At 54.4% G+C, this 18774-nt stretch carries 14 protein-coding genes; 9 read left to right on the forward strand and 5 right to left on the reverse strand.

Features of this window, described 5'->3' with window-relative positions:
* Window positions 1-177 precede the first annotated feature (177 nt).
* Window positions 178-1797 carry a methyl-accepting chemotaxis protein gene (locus tag EDC54_RS05015; RefSeq protein WP_132453904.1) on the forward strand — a complete coding sequence of 540 codons (1620 nt, stop codon included), beginning with the start codon at window positions 178-180 and terminating at the stop codon, window positions 1795-1797.
* Window positions 1798-1800: 3 nt separating this feature from the next.
* Here the strand turns inward: EDC54_RS05015 and EDC54_RS17865 are convergent, their stop codons facing one another.
* The gene (locus EDC54_RS17865; protein ID WP_165904269.1) at window positions 1801-2163 is read right to left on the reverse strand and encodes a hypothetical protein; all 363 of its coding nucleotides are present in this window, start codon (window positions 2161-2163) and stop codon (window positions 1801-1803) included.
* Between the two features lie 7 nt (window positions 2164-2170).
* On the opposite strand from EDC54_RS17865, the gene EDC54_RS05020 reads away from it, so the two are divergent.
* The 8 genes from EDC54_RS05020 to EDC54_RS05045 all read left to right on the forward strand — a co-directional run bounded on the left by EDC54_RS05020 (window position 2171) and on the right by EDC54_RS05045 (window position 12818).
* A complete protein-coding gene (locus tag EDC54_RS05020) occupies window positions 2171-3823 on the forward strand; it encodes a ShlB/FhaC/HecB family hemolysin secretion/activation protein (RefSeq protein WP_230514469.1) in 1653 nt (550 codons plus the stop codon).
* Between the two features lie 69 nt (window positions 3824-3892).
* Entirely contained in the window at window positions 3893-10879 is a 6987-nt protein-coding gene (locus EDC54_RS05025; RefSeq protein WP_132453908.1) for a hemagglutinin repeat-containing protein, read from the forward strand.
* The gene (locus tag EDC54_RS05030) at window positions 10876-11130 is read left to right on the forward strand and encodes a hypothetical protein (protein ID WP_132453910.1); all 255 of its coding nucleotides are present in this window, start codon (window positions 10876-10878) and stop codon (window positions 11128-11130) included. The genes EDC54_RS05025 and EDC54_RS05030 overlap by 4 nt, the downstream gene beginning before the upstream one ends.
* Before the next feature lie 45 nt (window positions 11131-11175).
* Entirely contained in the window at window positions 11176-12003 is an 828-nt protein-coding gene (locus EDC54_RS05035) for a VENN motif pre-toxin domain-containing protein (RefSeq protein ID WP_230514470.1), read from the forward strand.
* The gene (locus tag EDC54_RS05040; RefSeq protein WP_132453914.1) at window positions 11987-12250 is read left to right on the forward strand and encodes a hypothetical protein; all 264 of its coding nucleotides are present in this window, start codon (window positions 11987-11989) and stop codon (window positions 12248-12250) included. The genes EDC54_RS05035 and EDC54_RS05040 overlap by 17 nt, the downstream gene beginning before the upstream one ends.
* Before the next feature lie 66 nt (window positions 12251-12316).
* Window positions 12317-12457 carry a VENN motif pre-toxin domain-containing protein gene (locus tag EDC54_RS18220; RefSeq protein ID WP_165904272.1) on the forward strand — a complete coding sequence of 47 codons (141 nt, stop codon included), beginning with the start codon at window positions 12317-12319 and terminating at the stop codon, window positions 12455-12457.
* On the forward strand, window positions 12439-12609 hold the full coding sequence (locus tag EDC54_RS18005; RefSeq protein WP_165904273.1) for a hypothetical protein: 171 nt from the start codon (window positions 12439-12441) through the stop codon (window positions 12607-12609). Before EDC54_RS18220 ends, EDC54_RS18005 begins: the two co-directional genes overlap by 19 nt.
* Window positions 12606-12818: a hypothetical protein gene (locus EDC54_RS05045; RefSeq protein ID WP_132453916.1), complete on the forward strand. Its 213-nt coding sequence runs from the start codon at window positions 12606-12608 to the stop codon at window positions 12816-12818. Before EDC54_RS18005 ends, EDC54_RS05045 begins: the two co-directional genes overlap by 4 nt.
* Window positions 12819-12844: 26 nt before the next feature.
* Here EDC54_RS05045 and EDC54_RS05050 read toward each other — a convergent pair whose 3' ends face one another.
* The 4 genes from EDC54_RS05050 to pepA all read right to left on the reverse strand — a co-directional run bounded on the left by EDC54_RS05050 (window position 12845) and on the right by pepA (window position 18606).
* Window positions 12845-13495 (reverse strand): DUF421 domain-containing protein, encoded by a 651-nt coding sequence (locus tag EDC54_RS05050; RefSeq protein WP_132453918.1) that lies wholly within the window; start codon window positions 13493-13495, stop codon window positions 12845-12847.
* Between the two features lie 178 nt (window positions 13496-13673).
* Window positions 13674-16529 (reverse strand): valine--tRNA ligase, encoded by a 2856-nt coding sequence (locus EDC54_RS05055; RefSeq protein WP_132453920.1) that lies wholly within the window; start codon window positions 16527-16529, stop codon window positions 13674-13676.
* A 12-nt stretch (window positions 16530-16541) separates the two neighbouring features.
* Window positions 16542-16991 carry a DNA polymerase III subunit chi gene (locus EDC54_RS05060; protein WP_132453922.1) on the reverse strand — a complete coding sequence of 150 codons (450 nt, stop codon included), beginning with the start codon at window positions 16989-16991 and terminating at the stop codon, window positions 16542-16544.
* A 103-nt stretch (window positions 16992-17094) separates the two neighbouring features.
* Complete coding sequence (pepA, locus tag EDC54_RS05065; RefSeq protein WP_010284628.1) at window positions 17095-18606, reverse strand: leucyl aminopeptidase; 1512 nt, start codon at window positions 18604-18606, stop codon at window positions 17095-17097.
* Window positions 18607-18774 lie beyond the last annotated feature (168 nt).

An 18774-nucleotide genomic window follows, 5' to 3' on the forward strand; every position in this document is an offset into this window, starting at 1 on the left:
TGATGATTTTATTATTTGTCTTTATTTTATTACGGTCTGATAACAGATTTATTTCAGAGCATCGCAATTTAATCTGCCTGAAAATGGCAGGATAACGATTATTACGTAAATAACTTAACGGTTCCGCGTTGGCGTGGAGCTTATTCTTTCTTATTTCTCAGGCGACAGGGATAATTTATGTTTCGTCAGATAAAGATCCGTACCGCGCTTAGCATGATGGTATTTTCGCTCGCGGCGTTATTACTTTTGGTCGGTGTTTTAGGGCTGGTTGCGTTGCAGTCAGGGAACAAGTCCTTTGCCCGTGTCGATATGGAAGTCCTGCCAGGGCTGGTCGCATTGAATGACAGTTCCGAACTGCTGTTGCGCGGTCGGTTGGATTTGCGTCTGTACGAGTCATTAATGGGCAAAGGGGATGTCGAGGCGGCGAAAGTCGCACTGGGGCGCGCCAGAAGCAAGGTCGACGGCGCCAGCGCGAAATGGCAGGAATACCTGAAATACCCACAGTCCGAAGAGGAAAAAGTCATTTCTGCGGACATGGCCGAGAAGCGCAATACGCTGATGCAAGCGTTTATCGATCCGGCATTTGCGGCGCTTAACGCCGGGAATCTGGATGAATATCGCCAGCGTGCCGGGAAATCCACCGTGCTGTATGCCGCGTTCGATAAAGCGTCTAAAGCACTGGTCGCCTTCAAGCTGAAGAGTATTGATGAAGCCTATGCCGATTCAAATGGTCGCGTGGAGTTCATGGAAATCATCTTGTACTGTGCGATTGCCTGCGCGTTGCTGTTGGCGGCGCTGGCCTGGTCGGTAATGACGAATCTGGTCGTGAAACCCCTGAATCAGGCGATTTGCGTTTTTGACCGGATTGCCGAAGGCGACCTGCGGGCACAGATTGATAGCAGCGGAAAAAATGAAATCGCTCAGCTGTTTGCCGCGGTGCAGCGTATGCGCGACGGGCTGGAAAATATGGTGTACGTTGTGCGCAAAGGAACGGATGCCATTAGCGTCGGGGTGGAAGAGATTGCCTCTGGCAATATCGATCTCTCCAGCCGCACCGAGCAGCAGGCGGCTTCGCTGGATGAAACCGCGTCAAGCATGGAACAGATTATGTCGACGGTGCAAAACAACGAAGACAACACGCGCAAAGCCAACGATCTCGCTCAGCAAGCTTCCAGTTCAGCGTCTCGCGGTGGGAATATCGTCTCCGAAGTGGTGGAAACCATGCGCTCGATTAAGCAGAGCTCCGCGAGGATTTCCGACATTGTGGGCGTGATCGACGGCATCGCTTTCCAGACCAACCTGCTGGCGCTAAACGCCGCGGTGGAATCTGCGCGTGCTGGTCAATACGGTAAAGGTTTTGCCGTGGTGGCGTCAGAAGTAAGAACGCTGGCGCAGCGTAGCGCGACGGCAGCGAAAGAGATCGGCACCATGATCGATGATTCCCTCAGCCGCATTGAAAAAGGCGCGGGGCTGGTTGAGGTGGCTGGCAACACCATGGAAGAAGTGTTGATGGATGTGAAAAAAGTGGTCGACATCATGGATGAGATCACGCTGGCTTCCAGTGAGCAGAGCCGCGGCATTTCGCAGATCAATATCGCCATTAATCAAATGGATGGCGTGACTCAGCAAAACGCCTCGCTGGTATCGGAAGTGGCGACGTCGGCGAATGCGCTTCAGGAGCAGGTTATCAATCTTCAGCAGTCCGTTTCGCGTTTCCAGATCGGAAAAGACAACGCGGCAATAGAGAACATATTGCCCGCTGCACATCAGAATATTGCGCTGGTTGACGCCCGCTAGTGCTTAAATGATTGGGCCATCTGTTTTCACGAGTCTGCTTCGGGCAGGAAAACAGATGGTTATCCCGTCAAACCCCGCAAGCTCACACATTGTTTCTGCTGCCCAGGCCTTTTGGAGGCTTCCCCATCTCTGCCGGTTTTCCGCGTCGTCCCGTCTTGTCAGGCAAGGATTATATCGAATGAGATATTTCTCATTCATAATGATTTTTACTGATATGAGAATGTAACTAATTATTTGCATAATTAGGTTTGTTGTCATGGCAGGGATAGCGTTATCTGTTTGTTCTTCATTGAAAATGAAGAGTTTATCCTCATGTTTCACCCCGTTATTTCGTCCTCTATTCTTCACGCTGCCTTTACCTTTCATTACCGTGATGGCTCATGCCGCGACGCCCGCGGAGCTGCAACAGCTCGATCAACGTCAGATTAACCAGCAGCAAATTAACCAGCAGGAACGGCAACGGGCGCAAGCGCGTCAGCTTGCCCCGCATACGCCGGATGTTCGCCTGCAAGAGCCCGGCGCGTTTCTGACGCGGTTGCATTTTCCCGTCGAGATGACGCCCTGTTTTCCCATCCAAAAGGTGGAATTGCAGGGAACGGACGATTTCCCCGGATGGCTACCGTTGCAGCGGCTGGCCGATCAGGCGGTCAATCAATGTCTGGGCGGGAAGGGCATTAACCTATTGATGAGTGCGCTGCAAAACCGTCTGGTGAATCATGGCTATGTGACTGCCCGCGTGCTGGCGCCCGCTCAGGATCTGAAAAGCGGTACGCTGAAACTGGTGGTGATGGCAGGCAAGGTCGGCAAGATAACGTTGTCGCCTGACAGTGACCGTTATGTCCAGCTTTACAGCGCTATGCCTGCCCGTGAAGGTGAACTGCTGGATTTGCGCGATATTGAGCAAGGGCTGGAGAATTTGCAGCGCGTGCCGACGGCGCAGGCCGAGATGCAACTGGTACCGGGAGAAAAGCCGGGGGAAAGCGATATCGTCGTTGGCTATAAACAAGCCAAGCACTGGCGACTCGGTGCGACGCTGGACGATTCCGGTACCAAAAGTACAGGACGCTATCAGGGCGGCCTGACGCTGTTCCTCGATAATCCGCTCTCGCTCAGTGATACCTTCTACCTCTACGGCGGCCACGATTTACAAGGGCGCGGGAGCAAAGGCAGTAAGAGCTACGTCGCACATTACTCTGTGCCGTTTGGCTACTGGCAGGCCGGTGTGACGGCCAGCGGCTATGACTACCACCAGACGATAGCCGGATTAAATGAAAATTATACCTACCGGGGTGAAAGCGAGAGCCTCAATGTCCAGCTAAGCCGGGTATTGCACCGCAGCGGCAGTCAGAAAACCTCTGTGAGCTATGAGGTCATGACGCGCGAATCACGTAACTTCATTAATGATACCGAAATTGAGGTGCAACGCCGCAAAACGGCAGGATGGCGTCTGGGCTTACAGCATCGTCACTATATTTCTCAGGCGACGCTGGATGCCGCCGTCAGCTATCAGCGTGGTACGCGCTGGTTTGGCGCGCAACCGATCCCGGAAGAAGCCAACGATGAAGGAACCGGACTGTCAAAAATCATTCAGTTCTCCTCCGAGTTGGATGTTCCTTTCTCCGCGTTCAATGAAACCTTCCGCTACAACGTGCAATACCGTCGCCAGCTCGCGAAAACTCGCCTGACGGCACAGGATCAGTTCTCCATCGGTAACCGCTGGACGGTACGCGGTTTTGACGGCGAGCTCACGCTCAATGCCGGTGACGGCTGGCTGATGCGCAACGAGCTGGCCTGGCGCACGCCGCTTCAGAATCAGGAGCTGTATCTGGGCGTGGATTACGGCGAGGTCAGCAACGACAGCAAAGAGCGGCTGATTGGGAACCATCTGGCTGGCGGTGTCATCGGGGTACGCGGCAATGTCTTTAACACGGGCTATGACCTGTTTGCCGGCATTCCGCTTTCTAAGCCGGATGGTTTTGACACCAGCCCGGCGGTATTCGGTTTCAGCCTGAACTGGCAGTACTAAGGCATCCGTTGGTATGTGGCCGTCGTAAACCTGTTTGTTGAAAAAACTTTCTGTGAATGGATAACAAGAATGAATAAGCACCTGTATCGCATCGTCTTTAATCGCGCTCGCGGCGTATTGATGGTGGTTTCTGAGCTATGTCGCGGCTGTGTTAAAGGTTCGGCCTCGTCCGGCCCTGGGCCGACGCTGAGTCAGATCACAGGGCGACTCTCCCCGCTGACGTTTCTGCTGTTGAGCGCCATGGGGTTCGTCACGCTCGTACCGGCGGTGCAGGCAAACATTGTGGCGGATCGCAACGCGCCCGGTAATCAGAAACCTACCGTCCTACAAACCGCCAACGGAACGCCGCAGGTCAATATTCAAACGCCAAGCGCAGGCGGCGTATCGCGTAACGTTTACAGCCAGTTCGATGTGAACCAGAAAGGCGCCATTCTCAATAATTCTCGCGATCAGGTGCAAACACAGCAAGGCGGCTGGGTGGCTGGCAACCCGTGGCTGGCGAAAGGCGAAGCGAAGATCATCCTGAATGAAGTGAATTCTCGCGATCCCAGCAAATTGAACGGCTATGTCGAGGTCGCGGGGAAAAAAGCGCAGGTGGTGATTGCCAACCCGTCGGGTATCACCTGTGACGGCTGTGGTTTCATCAATGCTAACCGCGCGACGCTGACGACCGGCAAGGCGATGATGGAAAACGGCCAGCTTAAGGGCTATCAGGTTGAGAAAGGTCATATTCGCGTTCAGGGGGCGGGGATGGACTCCAGCCGTCAGGATTATACCGACCTGATTGCACAGACTGTAGAGATTAACGCCGGGCTGTGGGCGAATGACCTGAAAGTGACAACCGGACGTAACAAGGTTGACGCCGAACAGCAAGAAATTGAGAAAGCCACCACGGCTTCAACGTCAACGGAACGCACAGAGCCGAAGCTGGCGGTAGACGTGGCGCAACTTGGCGGTATGTACGCAGGCAAGATCCAGCTCATTGGTACGGAGCAAGGCGTTGGAGTACGTAACGCAGGTGCGATTGGCGCACAGGCAGGAAGCGTGACAATCTCTGCCGACGGTCGCATTGAGAACAGCGGCAGCATTAATGCCTTACAGGATGTACAACTAGCGGGGCGTGGGCTGGATAATCGCGGCAAGGTTTACGCCCAGCGAGATGTAGGCGTTAGCACACAGCAACAGACCGCTAACCGTGGCGTGCTGGCCGCGCAACGCAATGCGACAATACAGGCCGCAAACATTAGCAACCAGAAAGGCGCGGTGCTGGGGGCTGGGATCAACAGCGACGGCTCGGTGGCGCAAACGGGCAATTTATCTCTGACGGCCAGCCAGCGTGCCGATGCCAACGGTCAGCAACTCGCGGGCGGGGCTCTGACGATGGCGGCAGCAGAGGTCAATACCGACGGCGGTCAGACGCAGGCGACCGCTGTGACGCTCAACGCGAGCAGCGGATCGGTTTCCAGCCGTAACGCGACCGTTAGCGCGGATAACACCCTCAAGGTAACAGCGGCGAAAGCCGTCAATAACACCGAAGGCACGCTTATCGCCGGGAAGAAACTGGATGTACAGGCTGATAGCCTGAGCGGCGACGGTCAACTGTTGTCACTGGGTGACATGTCGCTCACTGCCGCACAGGGCTTCGACAACCAGCGCGAGGTGATGGCAAACGGTAAGCTCGACCTCACGGTGGCCGGCGATGTCACCAACCGTCAGAAAATCCAGTCTGGCGGCGAGCTGACGCTGACGGCGGCGCGTCTCGATAATCAGGCCAGCGGTGAAATCAGCAGCTACAAGACGCAGTTGACGTTGTCGGATTCGTTAACCAATCGCGGCCTGATCGATGGAGAGCTAACCCGAATTGATGCGGGCACGCTAAACAATATCGGCAGCGGTCGCGTGTACGGCGACGGGATCAGCCTGCAAGCACAGACGCTGAACAACCTTAATGAAGCCGGAACGGGAGCGACGATCGCCGCGCGCCGGCGTCTGGATCTTGGGGTCGGCACGCTCAATAACCACCAGCACGGCCTGATTTACAGCGATGGCGTGATGGCGTTGGGACGTCATCTGGATGCAGAAGGCATAGCGACAGGTCAGGCTGAGGCGATCAATAACCACGGCGCGACCATTGAGTCCATCGGCGATATGGCGCTCTCCGCCAACCAGATTCATAACGTTAACGATAATCTGGTGACGGAAATCGTTACCAGCACGGCTCACATCGATGAAGCCGTGCTGCGTGGACACACCACACGTTACAACTGGCGCGATATCTGGCTGACAGACAATAAATACGGCGTACACACCGCGCATATGCCGGATGGATACGCCGACGATAATTTCTATCGCTACACCTATACTCGCACGGTTAATGAAACGCACGTGAAAGAGAGCGATCCGGGGCAGATTCTGTCCGGCGGTAATTTGTATCTCACCGCGGCGCGCATGACCAACAACGACAGCCGGGTGATTGCGGCAGGCCTGTTGATTGACGGTGTGAAGGAACTGAGCAATCTGGCGACGCCGGGCGAACGTACCACCACCGATCGGGGACGTCAGGAACGCTGGTATGCCAAAAAGAAAAAGAACTGGCGCGGCGTAACAAAAACCTCACAGGGGATTGACGGCGATAACTATGCGCCTGCCGCTAAAGTCGAAACGATCGACCTGAACGTGCACGACTGGCGTGAGCAGGCCGCGTTCAATGGATCGGGCTATGCGGTGACGGCGCTGCGTGCCGCTCACGTCGGTCAGCATGTCGGCACGCCGACGGCGACGCTTCCAAGCAGTAGTTTGTTTACGCTGCAACCCGCCGCAGAAAGCCGCTATCTGGTGGAAACCGATGCGCGTTTCACCAACCAGAAACAGTGGCTTAGCTCGGATTATATGCTGCGCGCCTTCAGTACCGAAGGGCAGGAGAAGCGGTTGGGCGATGGCTTCTACGAACAGCGGGAAGTGCGCGAACAGATCACACAATTAACCGGCCAGCGCTATCTGGCGGGCTATAACAGCGATGAAGCCCAATACAAAGCGTTGATGGATGCGGGTATCGCATTTGGTCGCCAGTTTTCACTGACGCCGGGGGTGGCGCTGACGCAGGAGCAGATGGCGTTGCTCACCACTGACATGGTCTGGATGGTGAAAAAATCGGTGACCTTGCCGGATGGTTCCTCGCAGACGGTGCTCGTCCCGCAGGTTTACACCAAAGTGCGGTCGAATGAGCCAATCGGCGCGGGCAGCCTGCTGGCGGGGAATACGATCTCCGTCGGGATGGCGGGAGGCATGCTGAACAGCGGGCGCATCGCCGCGCGTGATACCCTGTTTATCTCGTCGGAGGCGTTGGATAATCAGGGCGGTTCACTGCTGGGTAAACAGGTACAGCTACAGGTTCGCAACGACCTGAATAATATCGGTGGCGTCATTCAGGCAGAAGACAAACTGACGGCACTGGCGGGCGGCAATATCAACAGCGCCAGCACGCTGAGCGGGGGTGAGGATAACCGTATTCTGGATCGCGTCGCGGGCATGTACGTCCAGAATGATCAGGGTGAACTGACGCTGGTGGCGGGCAAAGATATCAATCTGACCGGCAGTCAGGTGATTAACTCGGGCACGGACAGCGCCACGCTGATCGGCGCGGGGAATAACCTGAATCTGGCGACGCTGACGACCACGGAAACGCTGAATAGCGACTGGGACAGTAACAACTATCGCCATTATCAGGCCCGTGAAGACATCGGTAGCGAGATTGCCGCCAATGGACAGATCGCGTTGAGCGCAGGGCAAAACCTGAATGCGACGGCGGCGTCCGTCACCGCGCAGCAGGGGTTACAGGTTCAGGCAGGCAATGACATTACCCTGACCAGCGGCGAGTCATCCTACACGTTGACGGAACACAGCAAGCAAAGCAGCCGCGGCCTGCTTTCTGCGCAGTCCAGCGAACGCCATGACAGCATTCAGCATCAATCGGCGCTGGGCAGCTCGTTCAGCGGCGAGACGGTGGCGATTGGGGCGGGCAACCGTGTGGAGATTGCAGGGAGCTCAGTGGCAGGCACGCAGGATGTCGGTATTACCGCCGGGCGTGATATTACCGTGACTACGGCGCAGGAAAATCATCAGGAAACGCACCTGCGCGAAGAGAAGAAATCCGGTCTGATGGGCAGCGGCGGCATCGGGTTTAGCATTGGGCAGGCCAGCCAAAAGAGCACGACTGATGCCGATGGCAGGAGTGAGAAAGCCAGCATCATCGGCAGTGAAAAAGGCAACACCACGCTGCTGGCGGGTAATCAACTGACCGTGCAAGGCAGCGACGTCGTGGCCGGACAGGATTTGACGCTGCAAGGTAAGACGATAGACGTGTCGGCAGCGGAGAACAGTCAGACGCAGCGCCAGACCTATGAACAGAAGCAGAGTGGATTAACGCTGGCGCTGAGCGGCACGGTTGGCGGTATGGTGAATACGGCGGTGCAGACAGCGCAGACGGCGAAAGAGACGGAGGATAGCCGCCTTCAAGCCTTACAGGGCGTGAAAGCGACGCTGAGCGGCGTACAAGCAGGGCAGGCCGCGTATCTGGCAGCGTTGCAGGGTAAAGAGGATCCCACGAATAACAATGTTGTCGGCGTCAGCGTCTCGTTGGGAAGCCAGTCTTCGAAATCCGAGCAAACGGTGGAGCAGCGCACCGCGCAGGGTAGTAGCCTGAACGCGGGTAGGAACCTGTCTCTGACCGCAACAGGTGATGATATTCGGGTACAGGGAAGCGAACTGCGCGCCGGTCAGGATGTGGCGCTGGATGCCGCACGTGATATCCATCTGCTGTCTGCACAAAACAGTCAGCACACGCAAGGGAGCAACAAGAGCAAAGGCGGCAGCGTCGGCCTGAGCCTGGGTGCTGGCAGCGGCGGCTTCAGCCTGAGCGTGAACGCCAGCATGAATAAAGCGAAAGGCAGCGAGCTGGGCGAAGGGCTGAGTCACACTGAAACGCTGCTGGATGCGGGGCGTCAGGTGCGGCTAAACAGCGGCCGTGATACCACGTTGCAGGGGGCTCAGGTTAGCGGCCAGCAGATCACTGCACGCGTTGGGCGCGATCTGCTGTTGCGCAGTGAACAGGACAGTGACGTTTACGACAGCAAACAGCAGAGCATGAGTGCAGGCGTCAGTATTCCGATTTATGGTGCGGGAAGCGCGTCAGCCAGTTTCAACATGAGCAAAGACAAAATGTACAGCGACTATCGCAGTGTGCAGGAGCAGACCGGGCTGTTTGCCGGGCAGGGTGGCTACGATGTACAGGTGGGCAACCATACACAGCTTGATGGCGCGGTGATTGGCTCCACGGCAGAGGCCGCGAAAAACCGACTGGATACCGGGACGCTGGGCTTTAGCGACATCGAGAACCGGGCAGCGTTTGAGACCTCGCACAGCGGCGTCGGTATCAGCACCGGCGGGCCGGTTGGCATGCAGATGTTGAGCAACCTGGCGTCCAACTCGCTGATCAGCGGCAATAATGACGGTAATGCGGCGAGCACCACGCGAGCGGCGGTGAGCCATGGGCAATTGGTCATTCGTGATGAAGCCAACCAGCGTCAGGACGTCGCGCAGCTGAGTAACGATGTTGCACATGCCAACCAGACGCTGAGCCCGATTTTTGACAAAGAGAAAGAGCAGAAGCGTCTGCAACAAATGCAGGTGATTGCAGAAATCAGCAGTCAGGTGATCGATATTGCCGGTACGCAGGGGGCAATCATTGCGACGAAAGCCGCGAAAGCGGAGGCAGAAGCGAAAGCAGCAGATCTCTCTGCTACTGATAGACAGATAGCCAGAGACGCGCTTGCGACAGGGGATAAGCCAAACCTGAATCCGACAGAGGCCGAGCTTCAGCAATACATTTATCAGACGACGTATGACAAAGCCTATACTCAGGCATTAAACAGTTCTGGTTTTGGCACGGGTGGAGCGATACGTCAGGGTATTATGGCGGTTTCGGCGGCGGTGCAGGGGCTGGCCGGCGGTAACGTTGCGCAGGCGATAACGGGCGCGGCGGCACCGTATCTGGCAACAGAAATCAAGAAAGCGACGACGGATGCAAATAATAACGTCAATATAGCTGCCAATGCGGTCGCGCACGCGGTGCTGGGTGGAATTGTGGCGGAAGCGAGCGGCAACAGTGCGCTGGCGGGTGCCGCCGGTGCGGCGACGGGTGAGCTGGCAGCGCGAGTGATTGCCGACAGGTTGTATCCGGGTAAAGCCATCTCGGAGATGACGGAAAGCGAGAAACAGACGGTCACGACCCTTTCGCTTCTGGCAGGCGGTCTGGCGGCAGGCACGGTGGGCGACTCAACCAGCAACGCGGTAGCAGGTGCGCAGGCAGGTCAGAATGCGGTGGAGAATAACAACTTCAATCTGAGCGCGATTGCACCGAAGGGATTGCAGGATGTCGGGGCATCGATGACGTCACTTTACGCCAATACCAACATGGTGGATGAAAACGGGAATGTGCTGAACCCGATAACGGAAGAAGAACGGCAATACGCGATGCATAAACTGGTAACGGGAACGATGCCGGAAGGGCAGGATATCTCGAAAGCGATAGTGGACGGTTATACGAACGGGGTACTGATTGCCGGTGCCTGGTATCTGGGCCCGGCGGCGTCAATAGGTAAAGTAGCCGTTGGTTCGGCACTGAGTGGTGGTGCGAATGCGGCCTATCAATGGTATGACCTGAGCCAACCGGGTAATGAAAACAAAACCTATGATTACTGGAGTACCACGGCAGCCTTGGTTACGGGTGGACTGGCGCCGGGGCGTAATATCTTACCGAACGTCGGTATAGCAATGGGAAGCGCGGTATTTACGGACGGGCCGGATAAGGGAGCTATTATTGGTGCGGGCATGGGTGCATGGAGTGGCGGATTAGTGGGTAAATATGCTCCTGATTTACTTAGACCGGCATTAGGTTCCTCATCTGGTTTTTGGGCTGAGATCGGTAGCACGTTTACATCTGAAGTGGTGGGAGATGCTACTAAAGATGCAATTAGCCAGAAGGGAGATAAAAAATGAGAAAAAAAACAACTTTCATGCATCTTATCTTAAGCATTTTATATGGGACTATATGCTTTTTCTTCTTGGGAATAGTTTTGAGATTAGTCATTACTTATATGTATGCGGGTAATTTTCATATTGGTATGGACGCGATATTTAAGACTTTAATTATGAGTGGAATAGCAGGAGTCGCAGCTGGTAGTGGTTCATGGATCTTTGCAAAAATAGATGAACATAAAGCTCGTAAATCAAAGCATTCTGATCCATGAGCTCAAATTAATACATGAAACCCGGCCCCTCAAACAGGCCGGTTTTTGTCAGTCAGTCAGAACCGTAGTTTCGTCTCAATGACCTGTTTACCGCGCTCAATGGTCACGACCCTTTCGCCTCTGGCTGGCGGTCTGGCGGCCGGTACAGTGGATGACTCAACCACCAACGTGATCGCGGGTGCGCAGGCAGGTCAGAATGCGGTGGAGAATAACAACTTCAATCTGAGCGCGATTGCACCGAAGGGATTGCAGGATGTCGGGGCATCGATGACGTCACTTTACGCCAATACCAACATGGTGGATGAAAACGGGAATGTGCTGAACCCGATAACGGAAGAAGAACGGCAATACGCGATGCATAAACTGGTAACGGGAACGATGCCGGAAGGGCAGGATATCTCGAAAGCGATAGTGGACGGTTATACGAACGGGGTACTGATTGCCGATGCCTGGTATCTGGGCCCGGCAGCGTCAATAGGTAAAGTAGCCGTTGGTTCGGCACTGAGTGGTGGTGCGAATGCGGCCTATCAATGGTATGACCTGAGCCAACCGGGTAATGAAAACAAAACCTATGATTACTGGAGCACCACGGCGGCGTTAGTGACCGGTGGGCTGGCGCCGGGTCGTGGAATATGGGCTAACTTAGGAATCGCCGCAGGGGGAACCTTATTTACTGATGGGCCGGATAAAGGGGCTCTTACTGGCACAAGTGCTGGATGGGTGTTTGGTACAACAGTTGGTTTAATTGCACCACCTTTATTTGATCCTGTCTTAGGTTCTGGTTCAGCACCTGTTGGTGATATTATCGGTGCGATAGGCGGGGAATTTATAAGCAACACAGTCAAGGATGAAATTAATGAAAAAAACAAATAAGCCTACTGTAGGTTTGCTGTTTCTAAGCATTGCGTACATGGTTTTCTGTTGTTTAATCTTTTTTTCTCTGGCTTTGGTAACTGTAAAGTTCATCATTAGTCATAAAGTGAGTATCGAACAAGCAGATATTAAACATGTTTTAGTCGCCAGTCTTATTGCAGGAACAGCGGCTGCTTTTAGATCGTGGATTTTGGCTAAAATGGATGAGCGCAAAGCCCGAAAAATGCCTCCTTCTGATCAAAAATAAAAAATCCCGGCCCCTAAAACAGGTCGGGGTTTTTTAGCTGTATGTCAAAATCTCAGTTTCGTCTCAATGACCTGTTTACCACGCCCAATAGTCACGACCCTTTTGCCTTTGGCAGGCGGTCTGGCGGCCGGTACAGTGGGTGACTCAACCACCAACGCGGTCGCGGGTGCACAGTCAGGCAAAATGCGGTGGAAATTAATGCGCTGAGTGACATCATTGAGAAAAAAGTCGCTGGTGTTCCGCAGGAAGATAAGGATCAGAACGGGCAGAAACAGATCGTTGCAGCGGCGGAGGAGTTCAAGGCACAGCGATGTGCTGGAATGAGAACAGAAGCGTGTTCGGTGATCCGGGCGCTATGACTGCCGCTGAGTGTAACGAATTGGCCAGCTATCTGATAATCTACGCCGCCGATATGCAGGTTCAATATGGTGAAGCGGTGACAAAAGAACTGATGAATGCATATGAGAAGTGGACAATACCGCTCCAGAACTGGAATTTGACATTGTCGCAGTTAGCCATCTATTTTGACGGGCGACTGAATAACGTCGCTGTAATGATTTTACCGTGACACAGAATGCTGAACGCTCCCCGCAGCTATTTGACGACGGTGCCATCGTATAATATAAACATGAGATCACCTTTCCAGAATTCAGCCAAATAGATATTATCTAGTTCGATACTTCGCTGTGCGATTTCGTTTAGGAGCCAATCCTCATCTTTTTCGATTCGGCATAAATCATTCTTTCTGGGTTTACCATCTTTAATCACGATCACCGATGGCATTTCCGTACCTTCACAAATTACGCTAAGCTGCCCATTGGGTTCGATTTGGGCATAGTTCACCTGTTGGAAAGCGCTGATCCCTTGAACATGAAGTTGTGAAGCCACGTTGATGATGTCTATTTTATTCTTCTTTTGCAGAATGTTTTCCATCAGGAATTGGCCTTTTTTGATAATAGGAATGGGGTCACCAATGCTGACGGAGCGGAAGAAATAGATTCTTTTGCTGATGGAGTTTAAAAGGGAAATAAGGCTGACGCCAATCAGTAATACAAGAATGTATTGATAGAGAGGAATGTTATCGCTATAGATAACACCGCCAATAATACCCCCCAATATAAAATTACCGATAAAGTCAACCGGGGTCATTTGCGACAGCTGAGTTTTACCCGATAAGTTTAAATGGGTAATGACAATGGTAAAGCCGATAATGAATTTTAATAACACATACCCGTAATATTCCATGTTCTTCCCCGCTGCGACCCTGACCGTGTTTTTATTTTGTCATGATGTGACGTGGACAATGTGATAGGTATCACTCGATTAACTATAGCAAGGTTACGCGGAATGGGGAGGATTGAAGTCGACGGATTTGGCAGACAAAAAAGCCCTGACATCGCTATCAGGGCCAGAAGGGGGGGGATTACAGCGCAGCGATTACCGTTTGCTGTTCCAGCAGTTTGGCTTTTGCTACGGCGTAGCCGTCCAGTTTTTCACGCTCTTTGGCGACAACCGCTTCCGGTGCGCGTGCCACAAAGCCTTCGTTGGACAGTTTGCTTTCGATGCGGCCAATCTCGGTTTCGATTTTCGCCACTTCTTTCGCCAGACGATCCAGCTCTGCCGCTTTATCGATCAGGCCCGCCATCGGGATCAACAGCTCGGCGCCATCGATGAGCTTCGTGACGGAAACCGGACCTTTGTCGCCCGCAGGCAACAGCGTAATGCTTTCCAGACGCGCCAGCGTTTGGATAAAGCTGCGGTTCTCTTCCACTCGACGCTGTGCTTCAGCGTTGGCATCACGTAGTAAGACTTCCAGCGGTTTACCCGGTGCGATGTTCATTTCCGCACGAATATTACGTACCGCGATAATCGCCTGCTTGATCCACTCCAGATCGTTCAGCGCCAGCGTATCTTCCTGCGCGGCGTCGAACTCAGGGAACGGTTGCAGCATGATGGTGTCGGCGTTGATGCCTTTCAGGGCCTTAACGCGTAGCCAGATGGTTTCGGTAATGAACGGAATAATCGGGTGCGCCAGACGCAGCAACGCTTCCAGTACGGTCACCAGCGTATGACGCGTACCGCGTAGCTCCGCTTCCGAGCCGCCGTTCATCACGGGCTTCGTCAGTTCCAGATACCAGTCACAGAACTGGTTCCAGGTGAATTCATACAGAATGTTGGCCGCAATATCAAAGCGATAGCTATCCAGCGCCTCGCGATAGGCTTTTACCGTGCGGTTGAATTCCGCCAGAATCCAGCGGTCAGCCAGCGATAGCACTTTCTCGCCAGCGCCAAAGCCGCAGTCCTGATCTTCAGTATTCATCAGCACAAAACGACTGGCGTTCCACAACTTGTTACAGAAGTTGCGATAGCCTTCCAGACGCTTCATGTCCCAGTTGATATCGCGGCCAGTGGAGGCCAGCGCCGCCAGCGTGAAGCGCAGGGCGTCTGTACCGTGCGGCTCGATGCCGTTCGGGAACTGTTTTGCGGTACGCTTGCGGATTTTCTCCGCCAACTGCGGCTGCATCATGTTGCCGGTACGTTTTTCCAGCAGGGCTTCCAACGAAATGCCGTCCACCATATCCAGCGGGTCGATAACGTTCCCTTTGGTTTTGGACATTTTCTGACCTTCTTCATCGCGGATCAAACCGGTCATGTAGACGGTGTGGAAAGGCACCTGCGGGTTGCCGTTTTCATCTTTGATGAAATGCATGGTCAGCATGATCATGCGGGCAATCCAGAAAAAGATGATGTCGAAGCCGCTGACCATCACGCTGCTTGGGTGGAAGGCTTTCAGCTCCGGCGTTTGCTCCGGCCAACCCAGCGTAGAGAACGTCCACAGACCGGATGAGAACCAGGTATCCAGCACGTCTTCATCCTGATTCAGTACGACATCATCAGCGAGGTGGTTTTCACTCCGTACTTCCGCTTCGTTACGGCCAACGTAGACGTTGCCATTGGCATCGTACCAGGCCGGGATACGGTGACCCCACCACAACTGACGAGAAATACACCAGTCCTGAATGTCGCGCATCCAACTGAAATACATGTTTTCGTACTGTTTGGGCACGAACTGGATGCGACCATCCTCCACCGCTTCCACCGCCGGTTTAGCCAGCACGGCAGCACGCACGTACCACTGGTCGGTCAGCATTGGTTCAATGACGACGCCACCACGGTCGCCGTAAGGAACGGTCAGATCGTGCGCTTTGATCTCTTCCAGCAGGCCGAGCTCATCAAAGGCGACTACCAGCGCTTTGCGTGCGGCAAAACGCTCCAGACCCTGGAAGGCTTCCGGAATTTCGCTGCTGTAAACGGTGCTGACTTCGCCATTGGTATCAAAAATTTCAGCACTCTGGCGGATGTCACCGTCGAACGTCAGGATGTTGACCATCGGCAACTGGTGGCGTTTACCGACTTCGTAGTCGTTGAAGTCGTGCGCCGGCGTGATCTTCACGCAGCCGGTGCCTTTTTCCATATCGGCATGTTCATCGCCAACGATCGGAATACGACGACCAACCAGCGGCAGGATCACCTCTTTGCCGATCAGATCTTTATAACGCGGATCTTCCGGGTTAACGGCGACGCCGGTATCACCCAGCATGGTTTCCGGGCGGGTGGTGGCGACGACCAGATAGTCTTTCCCTTCAGCGGTTTTCACACCGTCGGCCAATGGATAGCGCAGGTGCCACATCGACCCTTTCATTTCGCGGTTTTCAACTTCCAGATCGGAAATCGCAGTGCGCAGCTTCGGATCCCAGTTCACCAGACGCTTGCCGCGGTAAATCAGGTCTTCTTTATACAGACGGACGAAAACTTCTTTCACTGCGTTGGACAGGCCTTCATCCATCGTGAAGCGCTCGCGCTCCCAGTCAACGGAGTTGCCCAGACGACGCATCTGATTGGTAATGTTGCCGCCGGATTCGCCTTTCCACTGCCAGATTTTGTCGATGAATGCGTCACGACCATAGTCATGGCGAGTTTTGCCTTCTTCTGCGGCGATTTTGCGCTCAACGACCATCTGCGTGGCGATACCGGCGTGGTCTGTGCCCGCCTGCCACAGGGTATTTTTGCCCTGCATACGCTGATAGCGGATCAACGTATCCATAATGGTTTGCTGAAAAGCATGGCCCATATGCAAGCTTCCGGTGACGTTGGGCGGCGGGATCATGATGCTGAAACTGTCTTTACTCGTATCGCCGTGCGGCTTGAAGTAGCCTTGCTTTTCCCAGTGTTCGTAGAGCGGCTGCTCGATATCTTGCGGGTTATATTTCGTTTCCATTATGCTCAAAATTCAGTGAGTTGGCGGCGTAGCCGTGGTCAATCGGAAGCCGACGCTGCGATAGGCTTTATAGCGGTCGCGCGCCAACTGTTTTAAGGATTCGTCGTAAGGGACAAAGTCTATCACTTCATGGAAAGCGGTGGCAAAATCTGCGAACTGCGGCAACAGGCTGATCAACAGATCCCGTGGCGCATTGCCGCGTCGCTGCGGCCATGCCAGTTCGACCGGCGCACCCTGACGCGGCCCTTCGCCAGCCAGATTATGCGGCACGAACGCGTTGGGGTCGCGTTGCCACAGTGCCTCGTCCAGCCTGATGGCCTGCTGCTCGTCTTCGCAGGCAATCAGTACGCGCTTTCCTGCTCGCCAACGTTCTGCCGCCAGATCGCATGCCAGCGCCTCATGGGCGCTGAGCTCACCGCTTTTGCTGTCGTGTTCGAGAAGATAGAACGTTGCGTTTTTCATGATTTACACTATTGATAAGGGCCGGAGAGTCCGGCCCATAAGACAGTTACTTATAAGGATAAGGCAATCGCCGGCGTTGGTCACCGTCGTTGACGTGAAAGCCTTATTCTACGTCGTTCTGCCCCGCACGGTTAAGCAGGAACTGTGATAGCAGCGCCACCGGACGACCCGTCGCGCCTTTGGCTTTGCCGGAACGCCATGCGGTGCCCGCGATATCCAGATGCGCCCAGCTGTACTTGCGCGTAAAACGCGACAGGAAGCAGCCGGCGGTAATCGCCCCGCCAGGACGGCCACCAATATTCGCCATATCGGCAAAATTGGACTCCAGCTGTTCCTGGAATTCGTCGGTCAGCGGTAGACGCCATGCGCGGTCGCCAGACTGCTCGGACGCGCTCAACAGCTCGTGCGCCAGTGGATTGTGGTTCGCCATCAGCCCGGTGATGTGGTGTCCCAGCGCAATCACGCACGCGCCGGTCAGCGTCGCCACGTCAATTACCACGTCCGGCTCATAGCGTTCAACGTAGGTCAGCGTATCACACAAGACCAAACGGCCTTCCGCATCGGTGTTCAGGACTTCTACCGTTTGACCGGACATTGTAGTCAGCACATCGCCCGGACGGTATGCGCGTCCGTCGACCATGTTTTCACACCCCGCCAGTACGCCGATGATATTCAACGGTAGCGCCAGTTCCGCCGCCATGCGCATCACGCCGTAGACCGTCGCCGCGCCGCACATGTCGTATTTCATTTCGTCCATGCTGTCGGCAGGTTTGATGGAGATGCCGCCGGAATCGAACGTCAGCCCTTTACCCACCAGCACGATTGGACGGGTTTCCGGGTTCGGATCGCCTTTATATTCGATCACGGACATCAGCGATTCATTCTGTGAGCCCTGACCAACCGCCAGATAGGCATTCATGCCTAGCTCTTTCATCTGCTGTTCGCCAATCACACGGGTGATAATATTCTGGCTGTAGGTGTCGGCCAGTTGACGCGCTTGTGAAGCCAGATAGGCGGCATTACAGATATTCGGCGGCATGTTACCGAGATCTTTCGCCGCTTTGATCCCTGCCGCAATCGCCAGACCGTGCTGAATGGCGCGTTCGCCGCTGGTCAGCTCACGGCGCGTCGGCACGTTAAACACCATTTTGCGCAGCGGACGGCGCAATTCGACCTTATTGCTCTTGAGCTGATCGAAAGTGTACAGCGTCTCTTTCGCGGTTTCGACCGCCTGACGCACTTTCCAGTAGGTGTTGCGACCTTTCACATGCAACTCGGTCAGGAAGCAGACGGCTTCCATTGAGCCGGTTTCATTCAGGGCGTTGATCGTTTTCTGGATGACCTGTTTGTACTGACGCTCATCGAGCTCGCGCTCTTTACCGCAGCCAATCAGCAAAATGCGCTCGGAAAGAATGTTGGGTACATGGTGCAAGAGCAGTGATTGCCCTACTTTGCCTTCCAGTTCACCACGGCGAAGCAACGCGCTGATATAGCCGTCGCTGATTTTATCGAGTTGTTCGGCGATAGGGGACAGACGACGCGGTTCAAACACGCCGACGACAATGCAGGCACTGCGTTGTTTTTCCGGGCTACCGCTTTTTACGCTGAACTCCATGTACTCTCCTGAATCTTAAGGACAAAGGCGGGGAAACGGTTAAAATGTGACATTCCGTGATACTTTCCCGCCGCTGCGTTAACATAACCTGTGTTAATCTTAACGACATAACGAACCTGTTTGGCGACTATAAGCAGGTTCTGATACAACAGCTCAAACGCAATATGT

The organism is Samsonia erythrinae, from assembly GCF_004342665.1.
Lineage (GTDB): Bacteria > Pseudomonadota > Gammaproteobacteria > Enterobacterales > Enterobacteriaceae > Samsonia > Samsonia erythrinae.